Source organism: Paenibacillus sp. 05T425 (genome assembly GCF_056396205.1).
Map to the genome: position 1 here is coordinate 177,584 of NZ_JBFTLA010000004.1, position 20,301 is coordinate 197,884.

Annotated in this window: 13 protein-coding genes; 10 read left to right on the forward strand and 3 right to left on the reverse strand. The window is 51.5% G+C overall.

The window, feature by feature from the left end:
* The first annotated feature begins 764 nt into the window (after positions 1 to 764).
* The 6 genes from AC1DF0_RS09830 (at position 765) to dgoD (ending at position 11,854) form a co-directional block, all read left to right on the forward strand.
* Positions 765 to 6,383 (forward strand): chitobiase/beta-hexosaminidase C-terminal domain-containing protein, encoded by a 5,619-nt coding sequence (locus AC1DF0_RS09830; RefSeq protein ID WP_477573812.1) that lies wholly within the window; start codon positions 765 to 767, stop codon positions 6,381 to 6,383.
* A 55-nt stretch (positions 6,384 to 6,438) separates the two neighbouring features.
* Entirely contained in the window at positions 6,439 to 7,383 is a 945-nt protein-coding gene (locus AC1DF0_RS09835; protein ID WP_477573813.1) for a cohesin domain-containing protein, read from the forward strand.
* Positions 7,384 to 7,410: 27 nt separating this feature from the next.
* Positions 7,411 to 9,123, forward strand: coding sequence for an S-layer homology domain-containing protein (locus AC1DF0_RS09840; protein ID WP_477573814.1), 1,713 nt, complete (start codon positions 7,411 to 7,413; stop codon positions 9,121 to 9,123).
* Between the two features lie 97 nt (positions 9,124 to 9,220).
* Entirely contained in the window at positions 9,221 to 9,637 is a 417-nt protein-coding gene (locus AC1DF0_RS09845; RefSeq protein ID WP_477573815.1) for an Rrf2 family transcriptional regulator, read from the forward strand.
* A 98-nt stretch (positions 9,638 to 9,735) separates the two neighbouring features.
* Complete coding sequence (locus AC1DF0_RS09850) at positions 9,736 to 10,590, forward strand: SDR family oxidoreductase (protein ID WP_477573816.1); 855 nt, start codon at positions 9,736 to 9,738, stop codon at positions 10,588 to 10,590.
* 115 nt (positions 10,591 to 10,705) lie between these two features.
* Complete coding sequence (gene dgoD / locus AC1DF0_RS09855) at positions 10,706 to 11,854, forward strand: galactonate dehydratase (protein WP_477573817.1); 1,149 nt, start codon at positions 10,706 to 10,708, stop codon at positions 11,852 to 11,854.
* Between the two features lie 92 nt (positions 11,855 to 11,946).
* Here dgoD and AC1DF0_RS09860 read toward each other — a convergent pair whose 3' ends face one another.
* Positions 11,947 to 12,462, reverse strand: coding sequence for a hypothetical protein (locus tag AC1DF0_RS09860; protein ID WP_477573818.1), 516 nt, complete (start codon positions 12,460 to 12,462; stop codon positions 11,947 to 11,949).
* A 10-nt stretch (positions 12,463 to 12,472) separates the two neighbouring features.
* On the reverse strand, positions 12,473 to 13,522 hold the full coding sequence (locus AC1DF0_RS09865) for a LacI family DNA-binding transcriptional regulator (protein WP_477573819.1): 1,050 nt from the start codon (positions 13,520 to 13,522) through the stop codon (positions 12,473 to 12,475).
* Positions 13,523 to 13,648: 126 nt separating this feature from the next.
* Here AC1DF0_RS09865 and AC1DF0_RS09870 point away from each other — a divergent pair, with 126 nt between their 5' ends.
* Positions 13,649 to 15,010, forward strand: a complete 1,362-nt coding sequence (locus AC1DF0_RS09870; protein ID WP_477573820.1) for an FAD-dependent oxidoreductase — start codon at positions 13,649 to 13,651, stop codon at positions 15,008 to 15,010.
* Positions 15,011 to 15,323: 313 nt separating this feature from the next.
* Entirely contained in the window at positions 15,324 to 16,487 is a 1,164-nt protein-coding gene (locus AC1DF0_RS09875) for a transglutaminase domain-containing protein (protein ID WP_477573821.1), read from the forward strand.
* Positions 16,488 to 16,574: 87 nt separating this feature from the next.
* Here AC1DF0_RS09875 and AC1DF0_RS09880 read toward each other — a convergent pair whose 3' ends face one another.
* Positions 16,575 to 17,729, reverse strand: coding sequence for a conserved virulence factor C family protein (locus AC1DF0_RS09880; RefSeq protein ID WP_477573822.1), 1,155 nt, complete (start codon positions 17,727 to 17,729; stop codon positions 16,575 to 16,577).
* Positions 17,730 to 17,890: 161 nt separating this feature from the next.
* On the opposite strand from AC1DF0_RS09880, the gene AC1DF0_RS09885 reads away from it, so the two are divergent.
* Entirely contained in the window at positions 17,891 to 19,081 is a 1,191-nt protein-coding gene (locus AC1DF0_RS09885; protein ID WP_477573823.1) for an MBL fold metallo-hydrolase, read from the forward strand.
* 114 nt (positions 19,082 to 19,195) lie between these two features.
* The gene (locus AC1DF0_RS09890; RefSeq protein WP_477573824.1) at positions 19,196 to 20,263 is read left to right on the forward strand and encodes a Gfo/Idh/MocA family protein; all 1,068 of its coding nucleotides are present in this window, start codon (positions 19,196 to 19,198) and stop codon (positions 20,261 to 20,263) included.
* Positions 20,264 to 20,301: the final 38 nt, after the last annotated feature.

Here is a 20,301-nt window from a genome sequence, read left to right on the forward strand (position 1 = left end):
TCTGACACCGTAAAGCCCTAATCTTAACCCTGTCGAAGGATTGTGACTGTGGCTTAAAGCCGATGTGGTCAACAACGTCTTTTTTGAAAAAATCTATAAGATAAAGCTTCATGTGAGTCAGTAGTAGTAGATCTTATAAAAAACTAAGCATATATTGTACTTGGTTCTAAAATATATAAAATTGAAAGTACCCAACTTTTCTCATTGCAAGGTTGGGACTTTTTCATTTTGTTCTTTTTGGGCGGTATGATGAACCAACTGCCAATTTCATTAAACAACTTTATTTTCATTTCGGGCATTTTGCATGCCTCTGATTAAACAACTTTATTTTCGAGATATCTACCGCGGCACAACTTAAAGTCGTCTCGATTAAACAACTATAATCTAATTGACGCCGATTTTGATGTCCCGAAAACCCTTGATTTTACTAGACCTTCGTTAACATCTTTATTTTCTGTCACCAAATCCATCCTTTCATATGACCCGGTTTGACTATTACCAACATTTTAACGAATGACAACTCTTCATCCTATATAATCAGCATTAGTCAACAAAAAGTTCAACGGCATTGTTCACTCGTGCCTCATTTGTTCATTCGCGAAAAGTAAGATTTGTATATTCAATTTCTATATATTCACTATATTTGCGAATGGCATATTTGCTAGCATTATATTTGCAAGCGCTTTCAGTTGAGTGTTGGAGGTAAGCTTCAGTAATCAAAATCCCGGCCTTCGCGGGGAAAAAACAAAACGAGGAGAATGATTATGAAATCTGGACGATGGAAAAATGCTGGGAAAAAGCTTAGAAGGCAAATGCTTATGCTGTTCATATTGAGCATATTCTTAAGCACATTGCCGCCGCTGCATGAAGTCGGCGCGGCCGAAGCGGACGAGCTGGCGGGCATGGTGGCACATTACCCGCTCAATAGTACATATCAATATACGAACAAGCTTAATGCGAGCCAGAGCTTGAGCGGAAGCGAAGTAGTCTGGCGCACGGATTATGTTTCCTTAGTGAATCCGGGGAATGCGAATAATGGACATATAGCGGGGACCAATCCGGGAACACCCGTAACGGGAAGAAAACTGTCTTTTTCGCTGGACATTAAGCTGAACAAGACGCAGACGCGTACAACTACTGCGCAAAACACGCTTTTTTCCTATGGCGCTAGCAATGATACCAATATCACGCTCCGGCCTTACTATGGCGCCGGCACGGCCGCCGTCGTCCTGAAGCGGAACGGGACGGATTCCGTAGTGGCGTCATTCCCGGCGCCGGCAGTCGATATGTGGCACAACTATGCCATTTCACTGGATGGTACGGTCGGCACAGGCAAGCTGATTGTCTGGGTTGACGGGGTAAAGGCAGCGGAGGTAGCATCGAACGGAATCGGGGCCGACGAGATCGGCAACGGGCAATTCCGTCTCAACCGCACGATCAGTACCTTCTCCAATCTGGACTCGCACTACCGCGATGTTCGCGTGTTCAACGATGTTCTGGATGGGGATGACGCGCTTGTTTTGGCGAGTGAAATTCGGAGCTTCGCATGGAACGACTTGCTCGCTTTGAAGCAACTGACAGATGGTCAGGTCGTTCGCGGCAATCTATCGCTCGTTCGCGATGACAATCTGACCTGGACCTCAAGCGACAACGCTGTGATCGACGCAAGCACAGGCACGGTGACGCGCCCTGCAAAGGGCACGACTCCAAAGGATGTAACGTTGACGATGAATTGGTTTGATTACAGCCAGTCCTACAACGTAACGGTACCGCCATATGATGCCGGCGATATGATCATTGCCAATTTTAATTTCGACGACGCAACTAACGGGATTGTGGGGGGAGGAGCGAAAGCGACTGCTCAAGGCACGGCAAGTTATGCCGATTCGTTTGAAGGCAACGGCAAGGCGGCCAATATAAGCAGCGGCTTCTGGCTGAATGCAACCAAAACCGATGGATCGCCGCTCCTTGCCGGACTTAGCGAGCTGACGATTTCTTATGACAGCAAGACGGCCGGAGGCAGCGGCTGGACGTTCTTCGCCGCCCCGAACACGACGGCGCAGACGTACCAGAACGAGCGTTACGTTGCCATTATTGACGGGACGTCTTCCTTAACCGTGGAACGTTACTCTAATAGCGGCACGCGTCCGGCGAGCGCGCAAGGAAGCAGCGGCACGGAGTGGAAGCATGTGGATGTGGTGCTCACGGCGACCGACAGTAAAATTTACATCGATGGCGAGCTTAAATCAACGGTGGCAAGCAGCTACGGCTTGACGAATATTTTGACGGCGACTGGCGGCATTCTCCAGATCGGGAAAGGCAATTGGGGGTCGGGCGAATATTACGCGGGCTTGATCGATAACTACCAAATTTTCAACAAAGCTCTCACGCAGGAAGATCTTATCGAGTACAGAGTGACGAATATTTTACCTCGAATATCGCCTGCTTCGGGACAAATCTATGGTCCCGTTACGATTTCTCATCCGGCAGGCAACAAGTTTATTTATTATACGACCGACGGAACGGATCCTACTTTGGAGAGCACACCGTATACGGGCCCGTTTGAAGTGGTAAGCGGCGCGACGGTTAAAGCGGCCGCCATAGCTCCGAACGGAAACAGCAGCGAAACCGTGACCGTTAACTATTACGGCAGCCAGTGGTCGGCTACGGCGAACGCGTTCAGATTGGACGGCCAGACAACGGTAAATAACGTCAAAGTTTCTTGGCCGGAGATTGCGGGAGCAAGCTATTACGAAGTGTATCGGGGCAATAAATGGATCAATCGGACGACGGGCGATACGATGGACGATTATGGTCTCGAAGCAGATCAAGATTACGTCTATACCGTCAAGGCGATCAGCGGCGGCGCCCAAGTGGGACTTGCCGATACCAATACGGTGCATACGTTCTCGTACGATCCTTCGGCAATCACGAAGAAGAAGAACAACTATACCGGAGCGGACAGTCTGGGCGCAGGCGATACCTACGGGGTGAAAGTCGGCGATACGTGGTACAACTATGCGTATAGAGCATCGACCAACCAAGAAACGGGCATTGTAACGACCGGCATCTACGAGATGACGGGAATCGATGGACGAACGTACGGAAACGATCGCCTGCTTGGTTCTTTCGAGGATATGCGGGTCGAAGGCGCCGGGTATACATGGAATCCGAATACGGGCAAAGTGATTTTGACCGCCCACGAGGAAGCAAGCAGCGGCTATACGAGGGCGCACATTTTCATCGGTTCGGTCACTCCGGGCGGCGGCGACTTTGCTTCTACTTACAGAGGCCGTCCGTTTGACAACGATTCGAGGGACATGTCGATTTTCGTGGACGATGACCAAACGGCGTATATTTTGTTCGCCACGCGCAATAACAGCGATATCGCGATTCTCAAATTGGACTCGGATTGGGAGCAGCCCGTTGAAATCGTAAATACGGTTTTCATTGATAAGCATAAAGAATCGCCTACTGTCGTTAAGCACGAAGGACGTTATTATTTCTTCGGCTCTACGGCCAACGGCTGGTATCCGAGCCAGGGCGAATACGCTTCAGCTGTTTCTTTAGACGGGGAGTGGACGCCGCTGCGCCCGATCGGGAATGGTTCATCCTTCGCTACCCAAGCCAATGGAGTAGGGAAGTGGACGGGGACGAGCGGACAAGTCGCCTACGCTCAGAACGGATTCCACTGGGGAGCGCAGTATGCAACCAATTATAAGGATCCGATGGGCACATATGCGAGGTTGGCCCCTATGGTGTTCCATAACGGGATTGCGACAGCCGACTGGTTCAAGCAGCTGGATCTGGATCCTGTCCACGGGATGATTCCGGTTCAGGCGGGACAATATCTCTCCCTAGGGAAAAATGCGACCGATTCGCAAGGACTTGATGCGAAAGCAGTGACGGACGGATCTGACTTGGCGACAGCGCCGCGCGTTCAGCATAGCGCTCTTGGCTACAATATCGTCATTGATTTGGAGCAAAATGCCTTGTTGTCCGAAATTAATCTGACGACCCGCGTGGTGCTCGGTTCGGACGCCGTCTATCGCTACAAGCTGGAAGGCAGCGCCGACAAGTCGAACTGGACGCAGCTCATTGACGGATCGGCCAACAATGTCGTCGGCTTCGTTACGAATCCGATAACCGACGCTGGCTATTACCGGTATGTCCGCTTAACCGTAAGCAACATTATTAACGTGCATAACGGACAAGTCGCGACTTGGGCCGACGGTATTATCGAACTGTCGGTGTATGGAACCCCGCATATCGATAAATCGGCGCTACAGGCAAAATACGACGACAAAAAAGATACGGTGCAAGCCGATTATGTGAACGCAACTTGGAAAAAGATTACGCGTGCGCTTGAAAACGCGGAGGCGGTATTGGCGGATAATTCCGCGACGCAGTGGACCGTAGACCGCGCAGTGCTGCAGATCGAAGAAGCTTTCAAATGGGCTCTGACCGTTCAGCCGGGCAATGTGGTTGATTATTCCTCCGCTGGCGTGCCGGTAGGGGAAACGTGGTACGATACCGAAGGAAATCCGATCCAAGCCCATGGCGGCGGTTTCCTGCAGCAGACTGCCGGCGACGGCAAGCCGATCTATTACTGGGTGGGAGAAAACAAGATTCATAACAGCGCCGTCTTCCACGCCGTGGCATTATATTCATCGCGCGACTTGGTCAACTGGACTTATGAAGGCGACATTATCGATTCCTTCAACGAAACGGTAGAAGGCGCGGAATTCGGTCTGTTGGATAACAAATGGGAGCGCCCGAAGCTGCTTTACAACGAAAAAACGAGTAAATACGTTCTTTATGGCCATTGGGAAACGGCGAACAGCTACGCGAGCAGTCAAATCGCGGTAGCGACCGCGGATTCTCCGGCAGGACCGTACACGTTCCTGGGGCATTGGCGTCCGGGAGGCACTTTGCGCAACTGGCGCAGCGACGGCGGCATCTTCTCCGATTCGGAATATTACAAGACGAGCGGCGTGAAGGTATCGGTTCCGACAAGCGTGCAGAACGATGAGACTCAAATGGGTTATTTATCGCGCGACTTCACGGTATTCGCCGATGATGACGGCACGGCTTATCTCGTATCGGCGGAAGGACATTCCATGAGGGTTCACCGACTCAACGATGAGTATACGGACGTCGACTTTACGACCTACGACTTCAGCGACCCTGCAACGAAATCAGTCGAATTCGAATCGTACAGCTTCTACAACGATGTAGGACGGGAAGCGCCTGCGGTCGTGCGCGGCGATGACGGATACTATATGGCTGCCTCGGGTCAATCGGGATGGCTGCCTAACCAAGGAACGATCAGCTATACGGCGGATCTTAAAGATCCGAATGGCTGGACTCCCGTCAAAGAAAACGGTTTGATTCTTGAGAAATACACGTTCGGCAACAACAGCACGTATTACAGCCAGCCGACCAACATAATGAAATTAGTCAATGAATCTGGTGAAAATTCGTACGTCTACATGGGAGACAGATGGCGCTCGGGACAGCTGTCCGACTCGCGTTACGTGTGGCTGCCGATTTCGTTCGACGAGTCGGAGCAAACAGCTTCGATTACGTACACGACGGGCTGGAAACTGAATGCGACGACCGGAAGCGTGCAGTTCCCGCAGGTACAGCTCGTATCGCAAGGCAAGAGCGCGACAATCACGAACAATGACTCGGTGGGCGGGATCGAAAACGCCAATGACGGCATTGCCTACAATTTAAGGACTTCCGGCGATTCGACCCATTTCTTCGGCGGGTTAGTCGGTCCTTACGAATACACGGTAGATCTGGGAGATATCTACGACTTATCTCGAATCGACGTAGCTTACAGGCTATACAACGGTTCGGAAATGTACCATAAGTATCAGATCTACGGCTCCACCGATCATACGAACTGGACGGAGCTCGTCGACAACAATGCCAATACATGGGCAGGATTCAATTCCGATAAGCTAAGCGGCAGTTATCGGTACGTGAAGCTCAAAGTGAACGAGGTAAGACGCGTCAACAACAATGCCATTAGCAACAGCTGGGGAAGCGGGCTCGTCGAGGTGGAAATCTACGCCAAGTCGGCCGAGCCGTTAGATGTGACCTTGCCAAGCGCTGATTTGGAATCGGGCGCGTATCTCTATCCGCAGCAAGTGACGCTCACTCACGAGATCGAAGCTGCGGAGATCTATTATACATTGGACGGAAGCACGCCTGACTCTTCCAGTACGCTTTATACGGAATCGATTGCATTGCCTATCGGGGAAGTAACGCTTAAGGCAATTGCCGTCGTAGACGGCGAAAGCAGCGAAGTGCTGGAGAAAGCGTATAGCATTACGGTGGAGCGAACAGCCTTGGCCGGCTATCGAGACGGCTGAAGAGCTTTACGAGGAAGATTATACGGCCGCTAGTTGGAGCGATCTCGAGCAAGCGTTGATTCTAGCCATTATTGTTCGTGATAACACAGCAGCGACGGAGCAGCAGGTTAGCGAAGCTTTGGACGCTTTGCAAGCAGCGGTGGACGCTTTGGAGCTTAGTCTTCCGGCGACAACTCCCGTATTTTTATCAGGACCGCGAAACGTTGTTTTCAATCAAGAGTTCGACGTTGCACTGAGACAAAATACGGTAACCGAAAGCGTATATGCGCAAGATTTCACTTTTAATTATGATCCGGAGCAGATCGAGTTTGTTTCTTACGAACCGTTGAAAGCAGGTTTCTCCATCCTGGATGCGGATACGGATACGCCGGGAGAAATCAGATTTACCGCGGTTGATCTATTGGAGGAACAAGAACAGAGCAGTCCTATCGATATTTTGAAGGTGAGGTTTAAGGCGAAGCAACTGGATCAAGCCGCGACCGGCAGCGTGTTCCTATCGAATGTTATTTTAGCGGACGGAGCAGGACTTGAAACTGCGGTAACGGATGACATCATTTACGATTTTGAGATCGAAGCAGTTTCGAAAACAGCTTTGGAAACAGCAATCGCGAATGCGCAAATCCTGCATGATTCCGCTGTTGAGGGGAACGAGGCAGGGCAATATCCGGCAGGCTCAAGGGCAGTTCTGGAGACGGCAATCGATAATGCGATTGAGGTGCAAAACAATAACGCGGCGACACAAACCGAAGTGGATCAAGCGCTAGTTGAATTGAATGAAGCGGTTGAAACCTTTGAAGCACTCGTTATTTCCCAACTGGCAGGCGATTTGAACGGCGACGGTGTAATTGCGGTTGGGGATTTGGCCCTATTGGCAGCGTCCTACTATGGAAAAAACAATTCCGATGCCGATTGGGACTCGTACAAGAAAGCGGACTTGAACAATGACAACGCCATCGACATTGAAGATTTGCGTGCATTGGCAGCATTGATTTTGGGATAAACGCAATTAGAAGGGAAGTGCAGTGGATTGAAAAAAAGAATATCGACAATCGGACTAGTTATGCTATTGCTATGCACCTTATGGCCGACAGCATCCTTCGCAGCGCAGGGACCCGATTTTTATATCGCCGTTTCTAAATCGAAAGTAACTGTCGGGAACCAAATCGAGGTGGAGATTCGGGCCCGCAACGTTCAGGCCATGGTTGCCTACGAGCTTAATCTCAGCTTCGATCCAGCGTTGGTGACGCCGGTCGGCAGCTCGTTCACAACGAATTTGAGCGGTTTCAGTAAGATAGTGAATCCCGAATTGTTAAGCGGCGGACATCTGCGGGCAGTATATACAAAGCTTGGCAATGCTGCAAGCGACAATGGAGATCTCGTATTAGGCAAAGTTAAATTTACCTCCAAGGCAAAAGGTACGGCCGCCTTTACGCTGGATCAAATAAAGATCGGTCAAACCGGCGACCAATGGGCAACCTATACACTGAATGTTCAAGCTAGCGTACAGATTGCCAGCAACAGCGGCAACGGCAGCGTCGGGGGCGATACGACCCCCGAGCCTGAACCGGATAAGGCTCCTGTCGAAGTGAAGGACGGAGCCATCACAGCTACCGGCAAGGCAAATGAGGATGGAACGCTCGTCGTGAGCCTTTCCCCCGAGGAAATCGCGGAAGCAATAAAGTCGGCGAAATCCGGTACGATTACGATTGAAGTGAAATCGGAGTCGGGAACGGATGCAGAAGGAACAACGATCGTGATCCCGGTGAAAGAGTTGGCTGCCAATACCGGCAATAGGGAGCTGGCTGTCAAGTGGGGCAGAGTAAAGGTACGATTCCCCGCCAATGCTAACGAAGGCGTTATAGGGGCTGACTCACAAACGGTTGAAGTTGCCATTCATTCTGTCAATGAGACGGAAATAGCGCACTCGGCCAAGCAACGAATCAAAGGGGATATCGTATTCGATATCGACATGAAAGTAGATGGAAGGGACGTTCAAACGTTCGGTCCGAGCCATCCGGTTACGGTGGAAATTGACTATACTCCGCTGCAAGGGGAGAAAACGCATCAATTGATCGTATACCGCATCATGGATAACGGGGAACTGGAAATTGTGAAAAACATCAAATACGAGCAAGGCGTTTTGAAGTTCCAGCCGGAATCGGGCGGACGTTATGCGGCAGCTTATGTAGACGTATCGTTCACCGATCTGGACCAAGCGGCGTGGGCTCGCACGATGATTGAATCGCTAGCGGCAAGGGAAGTACTGCAAGGCGTCGGCCAAGATCGCTTCGCGCCATCGCGTACCGTCACGAGAGCCGAATTCGTGGAGCTGCTCCTCAATGCGCTGCAGTTGAAAGAGAACGCTTCGGCAGATAGCGGCTTTGCCGATGTGGATCAGGACGATTGGTACTTTGACGCCGTAACGACTGCTTCCAGGCTTGGCATCGTGAGCGGAAAGTCGGATGGAAGCTTCGGAGCGAAAGAAGAGATTTCCCGCGAAGATATGGCGGTTATGCTATCCCGCGCATTCCAGTATGCCGGGTTAGCAATCGATACGAGCCATTCCTCTGGGCAAACCTTCTCCGACGAGGAGAAGATTGCATCTTATGCGCAAGAGGCGGTAGATCGATTGTTCGCAACGGGCATCATTCAAGGATTTGAGGACGGCAGCTTCCAGCCGAAAGCTTCGGCGACGCGCGCGCAAGCGGCAGCCGTCATTTACAAGCTTCTAAATCTTTAAGAAAAGGCAACGGGATGGAGCAGAGATCAGATCTGTTCCATCCCGTTTGACAAAACGAAAAGTTGTAACTATAATGATTACAACGGTGGTGGTAAACATGAAGCAGATTAGCACGCGCTTTTCGATGGCTGTTCATAGTCTTTCCCTGATTGCGGTTAGCCCGGGCGAATTGACGGGGGATTTCATAGCAGGCAGCGTAAATACGAACCCGGTCGTGATTCGAAGAATTATGGGCATGCTAAAAAAAGCGGGGTTAGTCGACGTTCGTCCGGGCGTTGGAGGAGCTTCATTGCGAAGAGCACCCGAAGACATCACGCTTCTAGATGTTTATCACGCTGTTCATGTAACCGAAGAAAATCAATTATTCCGGATTCATAATGATGCGAATATACGCTGCCAGGTTGGACGGAATATTGAGGCGGTGCTCCAATCGGAATTGGTTGAAGCACAGACTGCTTTGGAACAAAGGCTCGCTCAAACGAGCTTGAACGATCTTATCGCAAGGTTTATTTAGATGGAAGCTCTTTAAGAGCTTTTGTTTTTGAATTTGTTGTAACTAGTTTTGTTATAACAAGTGTAATTACAACAATACATTTTTGGAGGGAATATGAGATGAAACTATTAGTGACTGGCGCTACAGGGAAATTGGGAGCAAAAATCGTAGATACGCTGTTGAAAACCTTACCGGCAAACGAGCTGGCGGTCAGCGTCCGCAATCCTGAGAAAGCGGAAGGCTTGAAGGTGAAAGGCGTAGACGTTCGATACGGCGACTTCGACAAGCCGGAATCGTTGGACACGGCATTCGCGGGAATCGATCGTTTGCTCATTATATCCGCAGACGGGGATACCGAAACTCGAATTCGCCAGCATACGAATGCAGTTGCTGCAGCAGAGCGTGCAAAAGTCGGGTTTATTGCCTATACGAGCGCAACAAATGCGAAGGAAAGCAAGCTGTTCCTTGCCGAAGTACACCGTTTCACGGAAGAAGCTATCATCCAAACGGGCATTCCGTATTCTTTCTTGCGAAACAACTGGTATTTAGAGAATGAAATAGGCAGCATTCAAGGCGTAATCGCCGGCGCGCCATGGGTCACATCCGCGGGTAATGGCAAGGCGGGTTGGGCATTGCAGCAGGATTACGCGGAAGCAGCCGCAGCCGTATTGGCGGGAACTGGACACGACAATTCCGTCTATGAGCTATCGGGTCCGTTGCTGACGCAGGAAGAGTTCGTGTCCGTGCTAGGTACGGTACTTGGTAAGGACGTACCTGTGTTGCAGGTCGACGACGCCAAATATGCGGAAATCATGAAAGGCGCGGGCATTCCCGACTTCGTCCTCCCTATTCTCGTAGGCATCCAGCAAGGCATTCGTGAAGGCACGCTCGAGATTGAAAGCGATGATTTCGAGAAGCTGCTCGGCCGTCCGCTTACTCCTATCAGCGAAGGCCTCGCTCAAATCGTTAAATAATGTATTGAATTGGAAACCGACCTTTCGAGAAGAAAGGTCGGTTTTTTTATAAGTTGCCTATTGCTATAATGGGAGTAAGCGTTTGCAATTATACAATTCGTTCTGGGAGGACATTATGAAAATACAAAGCTATGAATTGTTCCAAGTACCCCCGCGTTGGCTTTTTCTAAAAATAGTAACGGACGAAGGGATAGCAGGCTGGGGCGAGCCGGTCGTGGAAGGACGTGCCGACACGGTGAAAGCCTGCGTCCACGAACTAATGGAATATATGATCGGCAAAGATCCGATGCGAATCGAAGATCATTGGTCGATGCTGTATCGCTCCGGCTTTTACCGTGGCGGCCCGATCCTCATGAGCGCTATTGCAGGGATTGACCAAGCGCTTTGGGATATTAAAGGGAAGTTTTATAATGCTCCCGTCTATCAGCTGCTGGGAGGCGCTTGCCGGGATTCGATCCGCGTTTACTCCTGGATTGGCGGGGATCGGCCGTCCGAGGTTGCGGAGGAAGCGAAGAAGGTCGTATCCGCCGGATTTACGGCTGTTAAGATGAACGGAACGGAAGAGCTGCAATATATCGATTCCTATGACAAAATCGACGAAGCGGTCGCCCGGATTGCAGCGGTACGGGAAGCCTGCGGCACTTCCATTGGCATCGGCATCGACTTCCATGGCCGCGTGCATAAGCCGATGGCCAAAATTTTGGCGAAGGAACTGGAGCCGTTCCGCCCGATGTTCATTGAAGAGCCGGTCCTTTCCGAAAATAACGAGGCGCTGAAGGAACTGGCTAAGCACACTTCCATTCCGATCGCTACCGGAGAGCGGATGTTCTCTCGCTGGGATTTCAAGACGCTTCTTGCCGACGGCGTTGTCGATATTATTCAACCGGATTTGTCTCATGCAGGCGGAATTACCGAATGCAAAAAAATTGCCGCGATGGCGGAAGCCTACGACGTCGCATTGGCGCCGCATTGTCCGCTTGGCCCGATCGCGCTCGCGGCTTGTCTGCAGGTGGATGCGACGGCCCATAATGCGTTCATTCAGGAGCAGAGCCTCGGCATCCATTACAATGAAACCGGCGATCTTCTCGACTATATTACAGACGCCTCCGTGTTCGACTATAAGGACGGTTATGTGAAAATTCCTCAGGGACCGGGTTTGGGTATCGAGATCAACGAGGAACATGTTAGGCAAATGGCAGCCGTGGGGCATAATTGGAGAAACCCCGTATGGCGCCACAAAGACGGCAGCATCGCCGAATGGTGATGAGCTTTTCTATTCAATAGTGACGCGAAAAAAAGCCATTCCGATGACTGCCTCAGACAGCCGGGATGGTTTTTTTTGTGCTGCATAATGATTCAGGCTTTGACAAAACCTTTCGCGTGATCCGGGTTGTCTATCATGAATTTTGCTTCCGATTTATAGCTGTCTAGTTTCTCGTATACGGTCTTGGATTGATTCGTGCGTATGCCGACAAGTACTTTTTGATAAGTATTCAATGTAACAAAAAGTTCCTCAGCGTCTAGGATAGGCAGGTACTCCTTGTAAGTGCCTTCTTCGCTGCCAGACTTTGCGTGGAACACGCCTCTATGTTCTTCGTCTAGAAAAAGGTCTTGGACGGCTTCGGAATAAATAGAAGATACGATATCATCTTGGGCGGTAAAAGGATTTGTTTTCGTCATTGGCGGTATGACTAAGGCAATGCCGTAAATAACAAAAACGCCAACACAATTCACTAATAGCGAAAGCAATAGTTCATTAAATTCAAATTCGTCATCCCCTATCATCAACAGGACGTCGATAGCCGTTACAACGAGCGACATTTTCACCAGCATAAAAAGCGATGAATGGATAAAGGTTTTAACGGTAGTCATGTTTTCCTCCTTATTTGTTTAAAACCCGAATGCTGCTGCCTGGATTGAAGTCGCCTTGCAGACGAATATGCTCGTAGGGGAGCGATGGATTGGCGATTCGCCAAATCATCCGATCGCCTGCACGGCAGCCGGTTTCACGGATCGGAAGGTCAGGCCTAGCAATATCCGGCAGTCCACCCTGCACGTTAGGTTCTAGGCATACGATCGAGTACTCGTTGGGAATCCGCTTGCCAGCCGCGTGACACGCCAGATAAGTCCAAGTTAAGGCTAGTTCGGTTGCGCAGATGAACGCTGTAGGCTCGTATCGTTTTACATGATTAAGCCAGCTTTCCGTCCAACTTTCTAACGAAACGTCAGAGCGAAGCATATGCTCATCCGGGTTGACCTCGATTCCGAGATCGTCCATGCTGTCCCGAAACGCCATCCATCTAAGCTTATATCCTCGCCTGCTCTTCACATCCCCTATGTACATGATTTTGTTATGTCCTCGTTTAACTAAGTAATCGACAGATTGCTGCATAGCGTTGAATACATCCCAAATTACGCTGTCAATCTTCGCGCCGAACGGCGGGAAATTCAACAGAATCCGAGGCAGCGCAAGTGTTATGAGTTGGCGCTCAATCGCTGCTGGGATCAGCGGAGAAATAAAGATTCCGTCTGCATACATGATTTCATTTTGCAATAACCACGACGAGAAGCGTTCATCGCTGCTTAGGCCATCGGGTACAAAACAAAGCTCGATCTTGTGGCCAGCCTCGGCAAGTCTGCTCTGAATGCCTTCCAGCAAGGGCTGATGGATCGTTAATGCAATGTCTTGTCCGGTGGCAAGCAGCATAATAAATCGGCGTGACTTTGATGGGAAAAGCGGAATGCCGTCGAGTGACATACTCCGCTCCTGTTCTTTGGTACGGTAGCCTAACTCATTTGCGGCTAGCCTGACGGCATGCCGGGTTTCCTCCGACATGCCGGGCAAGCCTCTAAGCGCCTTCGATACCGTATGGACGGTTAAATGAAGCTTGTCGGCAATGTGCTGTAAAGTCACTTTTTTGCGAATGGCCATCCATTATGCTCCTTATTGGCGGGTTTATAAATGAAACTAAAATGAAACTAAAACTAAGTAAAATCGAAGCTTATACTGATTATACATGGAACTAAACAATATTGAATATGGGGAGCGGGTTAGGCTATGAATACGTATCGACTGCAAGAGGAAGCCATTCCGGTCAGCAAGGAAATAGATGTCGTTATCGTTGGAGGAGGGGCGACAGGCATAGCTGCAGCTATAGCCTCGGCAAGGAATGGAGCGCGAACGCTGCTGATCGAGCAGCGCGGATTTCTCGGGGGAATGGGAACGGTCGCCCTCGTGCCGGCCTTTTGCCCGTTTACAGATAAAGTGAAGCCTGTCATTCGGGGAATTGGTCTGGAATTGATGGAGCGAATGAAACAGAATTGCAAGGAAGAGTACCGCGAGCTATATGAAGAGTTGCTGGATTGGGTGCCGATCGACGCCGAGGTATTGAAACGAGTCTATGACGACGCCGTTCTAGAAAGCGGCGCTGAGCTGCTCTACCACACCTTCGTCGGCCAAATCTGCAGGGACCCATCCGGCACTGCAATTGAAGGTATCGTTATCGTGAATAAGTCGGGCAGATCATTCGTGAAATGCTCCTACGTAATCGATGCGACAGGCGATGCGGACATCGCGGCCATGGCAGGCGTTCCGTTTCACAAAGGCGGAGAACAGGGGGAGCTGCAGCCGGGAACGATGTGTTACCTGTTAACAAACGTTGATCGTGATCGCTTTAATCAGTATCTCGCGGAGAGCGGGGACACGGGCCAAATTCCAATCGCTGTTCAGAAGGCGCAAGCGAATGGCGATCTGCCGGAGGGGCGCAAAGAGGTATCCGGCTTCGCATGGATATCCGATTATTTGGTAGGCGTTAACTTCGGCCATATCTTCCTTATCGACGGTACGAAGGCAGAGGATCTGACTCGCGGAGCGATTGAGGGCCGCAGGAAAGTGAAAGAGCAGCTGCGGTTTCTGCAGACTTACGTACCAGGCTTCGAAAATGCGCATCTGATCTCCACAGGCGAGCAGATCGGCATTCGGGAGACGAGAAGAATCGTCGGCGATTATGTACTGACACAGGAGGACTTCATGGAGATGCGCAGCTTCCCGGACGATATCGCGAGGAATGCGTATTTTATCGATATTCATATGGCGACTAGCAGAGATAAGATGGCGATCCATCACTTGCCGCCGGGTCGATCGCATGGCGTCCCATACCGTTGCTTGCTGCCGGTCGGCATTAACAATCTTTGGGTAGCGGGACGCGCAGCTTCATCGGATCGGGTTGTTCAAGGCTCGCTGCGAGTCATGCCGAATTGCTTCGCCATGGGCCAAGCTGCGGGAACGGCAGCCTATTTAGCCGGATTGAGCGGACTTACCACAAGGGAAGTAGCGATTGACGAGCTGCAGCGGCTGCTTATTAAGCAGGAGGCATGGCTGGGCGAAGAACTCCATGAGAGTCTTGGTGTTACTCAATGAGTATAGAACTAGTTTCTAGCTCTATTTCGTCAAAATACGCTTAGGCGTGTGGAATAGAGCTAATCTTTAGCTCTATGCTGTCCACAACACCATAACAGGAGTTCCTTTATATAGGTGCAAAGAGCTTGAAATCACTTTGTGATTTCAGGCTCTTTTTTCCGGCTGATTGATCCTCATATGTCTTGTTCTCGGCTGCTTCTTTACATATATTGCGCACAATATGTTTAGGAATCAGTTATAGTGGTGTATCCTTTATAATATAATGGGATAATCTTGAGACATTATATAAAACGAGTAAACAGGGGAGGTATGCATGCGCAAAGCAACTAGCAAACTATTGATGCTCGTCGTAATTATAGCAGCTGCATACAGTCTTGAATTGAAGCTTGATTTATTTCCGCCTTCCTCGGAATCTAGCGAGCCTGCAGCGGCGGCGGAGAGGGATGCGCTGGGCGAGCTTCGTGCGCAGCTTGCCGAACGATTCCAAAGCCGTGCCGAGCACTTCACTGTTACTTTCGAAGGTGACAAGCAGGAGATGTCCGATCGCTTGCCTGATCTGATTCGCGAAGCGCTTAAGCAGGACGATTATATCGCCTATATACTTGATTCCTACGTGTACACCATTCGAAGCTGGGGCGGGCGTTCTACGATCTCGATGGAAGCAAGGTATCGGGAGTCGGTGGAAGAGACGGCGATTGTGGATGCGGCAGTGACAAGAGCGCTGCACGATATTATAGCGCCTGACATGAACGATCACGAGAAGACGAAGGCGATACACGACTGGATCGTCACGCATGTAGAATACGACCAGTCGCTGAAACACTATACAGCCTATAACGCAATTGCACTCGGCAATGCTGTCTGTCAGGGATATTCGCTGCTCGGCTACAAAATGCTGAAGCAAGCGGGAATTCCGGTGCTTATTGCCGACGGCTCGGTCGATACGGGCGAGCATGCTTGGAATATGGTTCAGCTTGACGGTATTTGGTATCATCTGGACCTGACATGGGATGACCCTGTAATGAGCGGAGATGCAGGCGACGATTCTACATCAGACAACGTGATCCGTTATAACTATTACTTGAAGACCGATGAGGAGCTTCGAGAGGATCACCGTTGGACGAAGACGTACCCCGCTGCAAGCAGCAGCTACCTCGGGGCCCTGCAGCTAGCTGAAAAATCCGGCAGCCAGTCCGAAGCGGCCAAAGCGAACAAGCTGAAGATTGAGCTTGGATTGCATTGGCTCGACTCGGAAAATACAGTGTCAAGCGCAGATCAGCTGCGCACCGTCATTCATTCGGCCGTCAGCTCGCGAAGCGGAAGCTTGGAGTTCAGGTATGTAGAAGGAGAGACGTTTCCTGAAGCGCTGAAGGCAGCTTTCGAAGGCTTAAATACAGCGGTTGGCTATAAGGCAAGCTATGAATCGTATCGAAATGACGGATCGAAGCTCGTTCGCTTAAAGCTGGAGTATGAATAAACGAAAAGAAGGCTGTCCGGCCGAAGCGACGAGCTCTATATGCTCGCTTCGGAGGGACAGCCTTCTTCGTTGTTAGCGGACGGGTACTTATTGCTCGCGATTTCGGGCTGCGGTCATCTGCTGCCAGACAGAGCCGGCAGCTTCTTCGCCCCGCTCGATGCGCTCAAGCGCCATCTGCGCTTGCAGCTTGATCTCGAACTCGGCATCGTTAGCCGCTTCGCGCAACGCTTCGATTGCCGTCTCGTCTCCGAGCTCGTACAGATAGCGCGCCGCGCGCCAGCGAACAAGCTTGTTCTTGTCGCGCAACGCTTCGATCATTGGAGCGATCGCGGCCGGATCGCCGAGATCGGATAACGTGTCGCCGGCCGTTCTGCGGACGGACGACGAAGCATCCCGCAAGGCGGCGAACAGCAGCGGCATCGCTTCTGGCGATCGCAGATCGCCTAAGTAGACGACGGCTAGGCGACGGATCGATGCATTGTCGTCTTGAAGCGCCGCCGACAGCACTTCGATCGTCTCGACCGAAGCGGTGAACCGCTCGAAAGCGGCGTAACGCAGCTTCCAGTCGCTTTCCTTGAATTGCGTGAGCACCTGCTCCGCTGTTAACGGAGCGGGTCTGACTGGCGCTGCCGCGGCATCGCCTGCCGCAGCGTCGTTACCCTGCTCCTTCGCGTGGGCGATGAGCGTATCTAGTCTCTCCTGCGTATAAGACGCCTCAAGCTCGCGGACGATCTCGGCGGCAATCTCTTCGGGTTCGCCATAACGGACGCCGAACTCCTCCAGCTTGCGCTCGCGGATCATTGCCGAGCCAGCCGCTTGCTGAACGGCTTCGCCGAATGCGGGCGGGAGCGCCGAGCGCACCTCTCCGCCAGCCATTCGAACGCGCACTTGCATCGGGATGCCGCGGTACATTTGAACGAACACCTGCGCTTCGCCGAAGCTGGCGGAGGACTCTGGTCCGCCGCCTGCACGGTTGTCGCCGTCCCCGGCTTGCAGCAGTTGGCCGGCTTCGGCTAGGATACGCGCCCAATCCGCGCCTGGCAGACGGTCCAGCGCAATGAAGTCGGCCGTGCGGAACACGCTCTTGACGCCCTCGATGCGGAGCAATTGCCGGAGCTGCTCCGGTGCGTCTTCGGCTTCCTTCGACTTATAGGTCAACCGCTGACCGCGCGGTAGCGACTCGTCCACGTTCAGCTTCATGGAATTGGGACTTGGCGTTGGTTCTATAGAAATGAGTTTCATTCATTAGCCTCCTCGAAAAAAATATTCACCCATTGGAGCTCTTTATCGTATTTTTAAGTGTACCTGATTTCGAACGCGGATGCGAGAATGGCATTTGCATTTCATATTGCGGGCTTGGTATCTTTAAGGAGACGAATACGACAGCGAGGAGGGATGAGCGGTTGCGGTTAAAACGATTTGCCAACTTAGATCATGTAGAGCAGCATAATTCATTGAAGCAGTTCAAGAGGTGGCGGCAAGAGCGCATTCGCAAGCTGAAGATGAAAGATTATTCGTTTGCCGTTCCGAACGCCCAACCTGACATCGCTTTCCTTCAGGCGAATAGAAAGCAGCCTACTATTACATGGATTGGACATTCGACCTTCCTGATTCAAATCGGAGGGCTCAATATTATTACGGACCCGGTCTGGGCTGGGCAGATGGCTTTTCAAAAAAGATTGACGCCGCCCGGCATTCAAATTGAGGACGTGCCGCCTATCGACATCGTTCTCATCTCGCATTCCCATTACGACCACTTGAACATTAATTCGTTGCGCAGGCTAGGCGGACCGAAGCAGCTTATCGTGCCTGCCGGCCTTAGCCAGAAGCTGAAGCTTAAGGGCTTCATGCGCGTCACGGAGCTGCACTGGTGGGAATCGCTCCATGTTCATGGCATCAAATTCACGTTCGTGCCGTCGCAGCATTGGACGCGCCGCAATCCGTGGGACACGAACAGCTCGCATTGGGGAGGCTGGGTCATCGAGCCGGTTGGCTCGCGAAGCGGTCGGCTTGTCGGTTATGACGGCGGCAAGACGAGGCAGCTGTTGCAGCCTTCGCACGGAAGGGCAGCTGATGAGGGAGCGGCAGCTTCAGAGGGTTATCAAAGCGGCGATGTCCCTACATCTAGAAGAGATGAAGCCAAAGCTCATATATCCAAAGCTGCAGCCGTTCATGATCATAGCAGGCATTCAAGCTTCCGAGCAGAGGACGCGTTCGCATCGGATGTTTCGGATCGTCCTGTCGTCTCGGACTCACCGACGATTTATTTCGCCGGCGACAGCGGCTACTTTCAAGGCTTCAAGGAAATCGGCAGCCGCTTCCCGATTGATGTCGCCTTAATGCCGATAGGCGCATACGAGCCGGAATGGTTCATGGGCCCGCAGCATGTAACGCCGGAGCAGGCGTTGCAGGCGTTCGAGGATACAGGCGCGAAGTGGTTCGTTCCGATGCATTACGGCGCATTCAAGCTGGCAGACGATACGCCTAGCGAGGCGTTATGCCGCCTAGAATCGGCTCGTCAATCGAAAGGCATCGACTCGTCGCGCCTCGTCGTACTTCCGCATGGAGAATCATGGCGACTGGCCGGCAAGTAAATAACATCCATAGCAAACGAGAATAATATAGCGCCAAATACGAGCAGTGACGATATATGCTGCAACGTATATACTTGAAGGTAACAAAACGATACTGAAGGAGATTAGCAACTAATGAGTCAGTCTGTTATTCGTATTGGCATTATTGGCGCAGGAGCAATCGGCGCTGTTCATGCACAAACTTTCGCCAAGGTCGAGGGGGCCGAAGTAGCGGCTATTACCGACGTTTATTTGCCGCTCGCCGAGCAGCGCGCTCAGGAGCATAATATAACGACCGTGCATGAATCGCCGCAGAGCCTGCTGGAAGACAGCTCGATCGACGCCGTCATTATCGGCGTGCCGAACAAGTTCCACGCTGATCTGGCGATCGAAGCATTCAAGCAAGGCAAACATGTGCTGCTTGAGAAGCCGATGGCGATCAATTCCGAGATCGCGCGTACGATCGTAGAAGCTGCAGAGCAATCCGGCAAGGTGCTGATGATGTCGCATCAAATGCGCTGGACAGGCCTTAGCCGTGCAGTAAAAGCGCGCATCGACAGCGGCGATGTAGGCCGCATCTATAACGCGAAGACAGGTTGGCTTCGCAAAAAGGGCATTCCAGGCTGGGGTTCCTGGTTCACGCGCAAGGATCAATCCGGCGGCGGACCGCTGATCGATATCGGCGTTCATATGATCGACCTGTCGCTGTATTTGATGGGCAATCCGAAGCCGGTATCCGTATTCGGAACGACGTATTCGGAGTTCGGTCCGAAGCGCGAGGGCATCGGCAACTGGGGCACTCCGAATTGGGAAGGCTACTATGATGTCGAGGATCTGGCATCCGCTCTCATTAAGCTCGACAACGGAGCGACGCTGTCGCTTGATGTGAGCTGGGCGGCTCATGCAGCCGGCTTGTCCGAGGATCCGTTCATTCATCTCATGGGTACGGAAGGCGGCGTGTCGGTTGTCGGCAATAGCGGCACTTACGTGACTCACAAGGAAGGCGAAGTTGTGCTTAGCGACATTACACCTCTTGAAGGTGAAGAAGACCGAATCCTTATGGGCAGCCACTTCGTTTCATGTATTCGCGAAGGCAAGCAGCCGATTACATCGGGCTTGTCCGGCTACACGACTAACCGCATTCTTGACGCCATCTATGAATCATCGCGTACGGGCAATGAAGTGAAGCTGAACTGGGATTAACTATCGGTCAGCGCCATTGTTGCAGCCGTAATCAGCTA

Excerpts from the sequence above, each read along its gene's own strand:
- AC1DF0_RS09890 (WP_477573824.1), top strand. The coding sequence starts at position 19,196 with ATGAGTCAGTCTGTTATTCGTATTGGCATTATTGGCGCAGGAGCAATC.
- AC1DF0_RS09870 (WP_477573820.1), top strand. The coding sequence starts at position 13,649 with ATGAATACGTATCGACTGCAAGAGGAAGCCATTCCGGTCAGCAAGGAA.
- AC1DF0_RS09860 (WP_477573818.1), bottom strand. The coding sequence starts at position 12,462 with ATGACTACCGTTAAAACCTTTATCCATTCATCGCTTTTTATGCTGGTG.
- AC1DF0_RS09850 (WP_477573816.1), top strand. The coding sequence starts at position 9,736 with ATGAAACTATTAGTGACTGGCGCTACAGGGAAATTGGGAGCAAAAATC.
- AC1DF0_RS09875 (WP_477573821.1), top strand. The coding sequence starts at position 15,324 with ATGCGCAAAGCAACTAGCAAACTATTGATGCTCGTCGTAATTATAGCA.
- AC1DF0_RS09830 (WP_477573812.1), top strand. The coding sequence starts at position 765 with ATGAAATCTGGACGATGGAAAAATGCTGGGAAAAAGCTTAGAAGGCAA.
- dgoD (WP_477573817.1), top strand. The coding sequence starts at position 10,706 with ATGAAAATACAAAGCTATGAATTGTTCCAAGTACCCCCGCGTTGGCTT.
- AC1DF0_RS09865 (WP_477573819.1), bottom strand. The coding sequence starts at position 13,522 with ATGGCCATTCGCAAAAAAGTGACTTTACAGCACATTGCCGACAAGCTT.
- AC1DF0_RS09845 (WP_477573815.1), top strand. The coding sequence starts at position 9,221 with ATGAAGCAGATTAGCACGCGCTTTTCGATGGCTGTTCATAGTCTTTCC.
- AC1DF0_RS09880 (WP_477573822.1), bottom strand. The coding sequence starts at position 17,729 with ATGAAACTCATTTCTATAGAACCAACGCCAAGTCCCAATTCCATGAAG.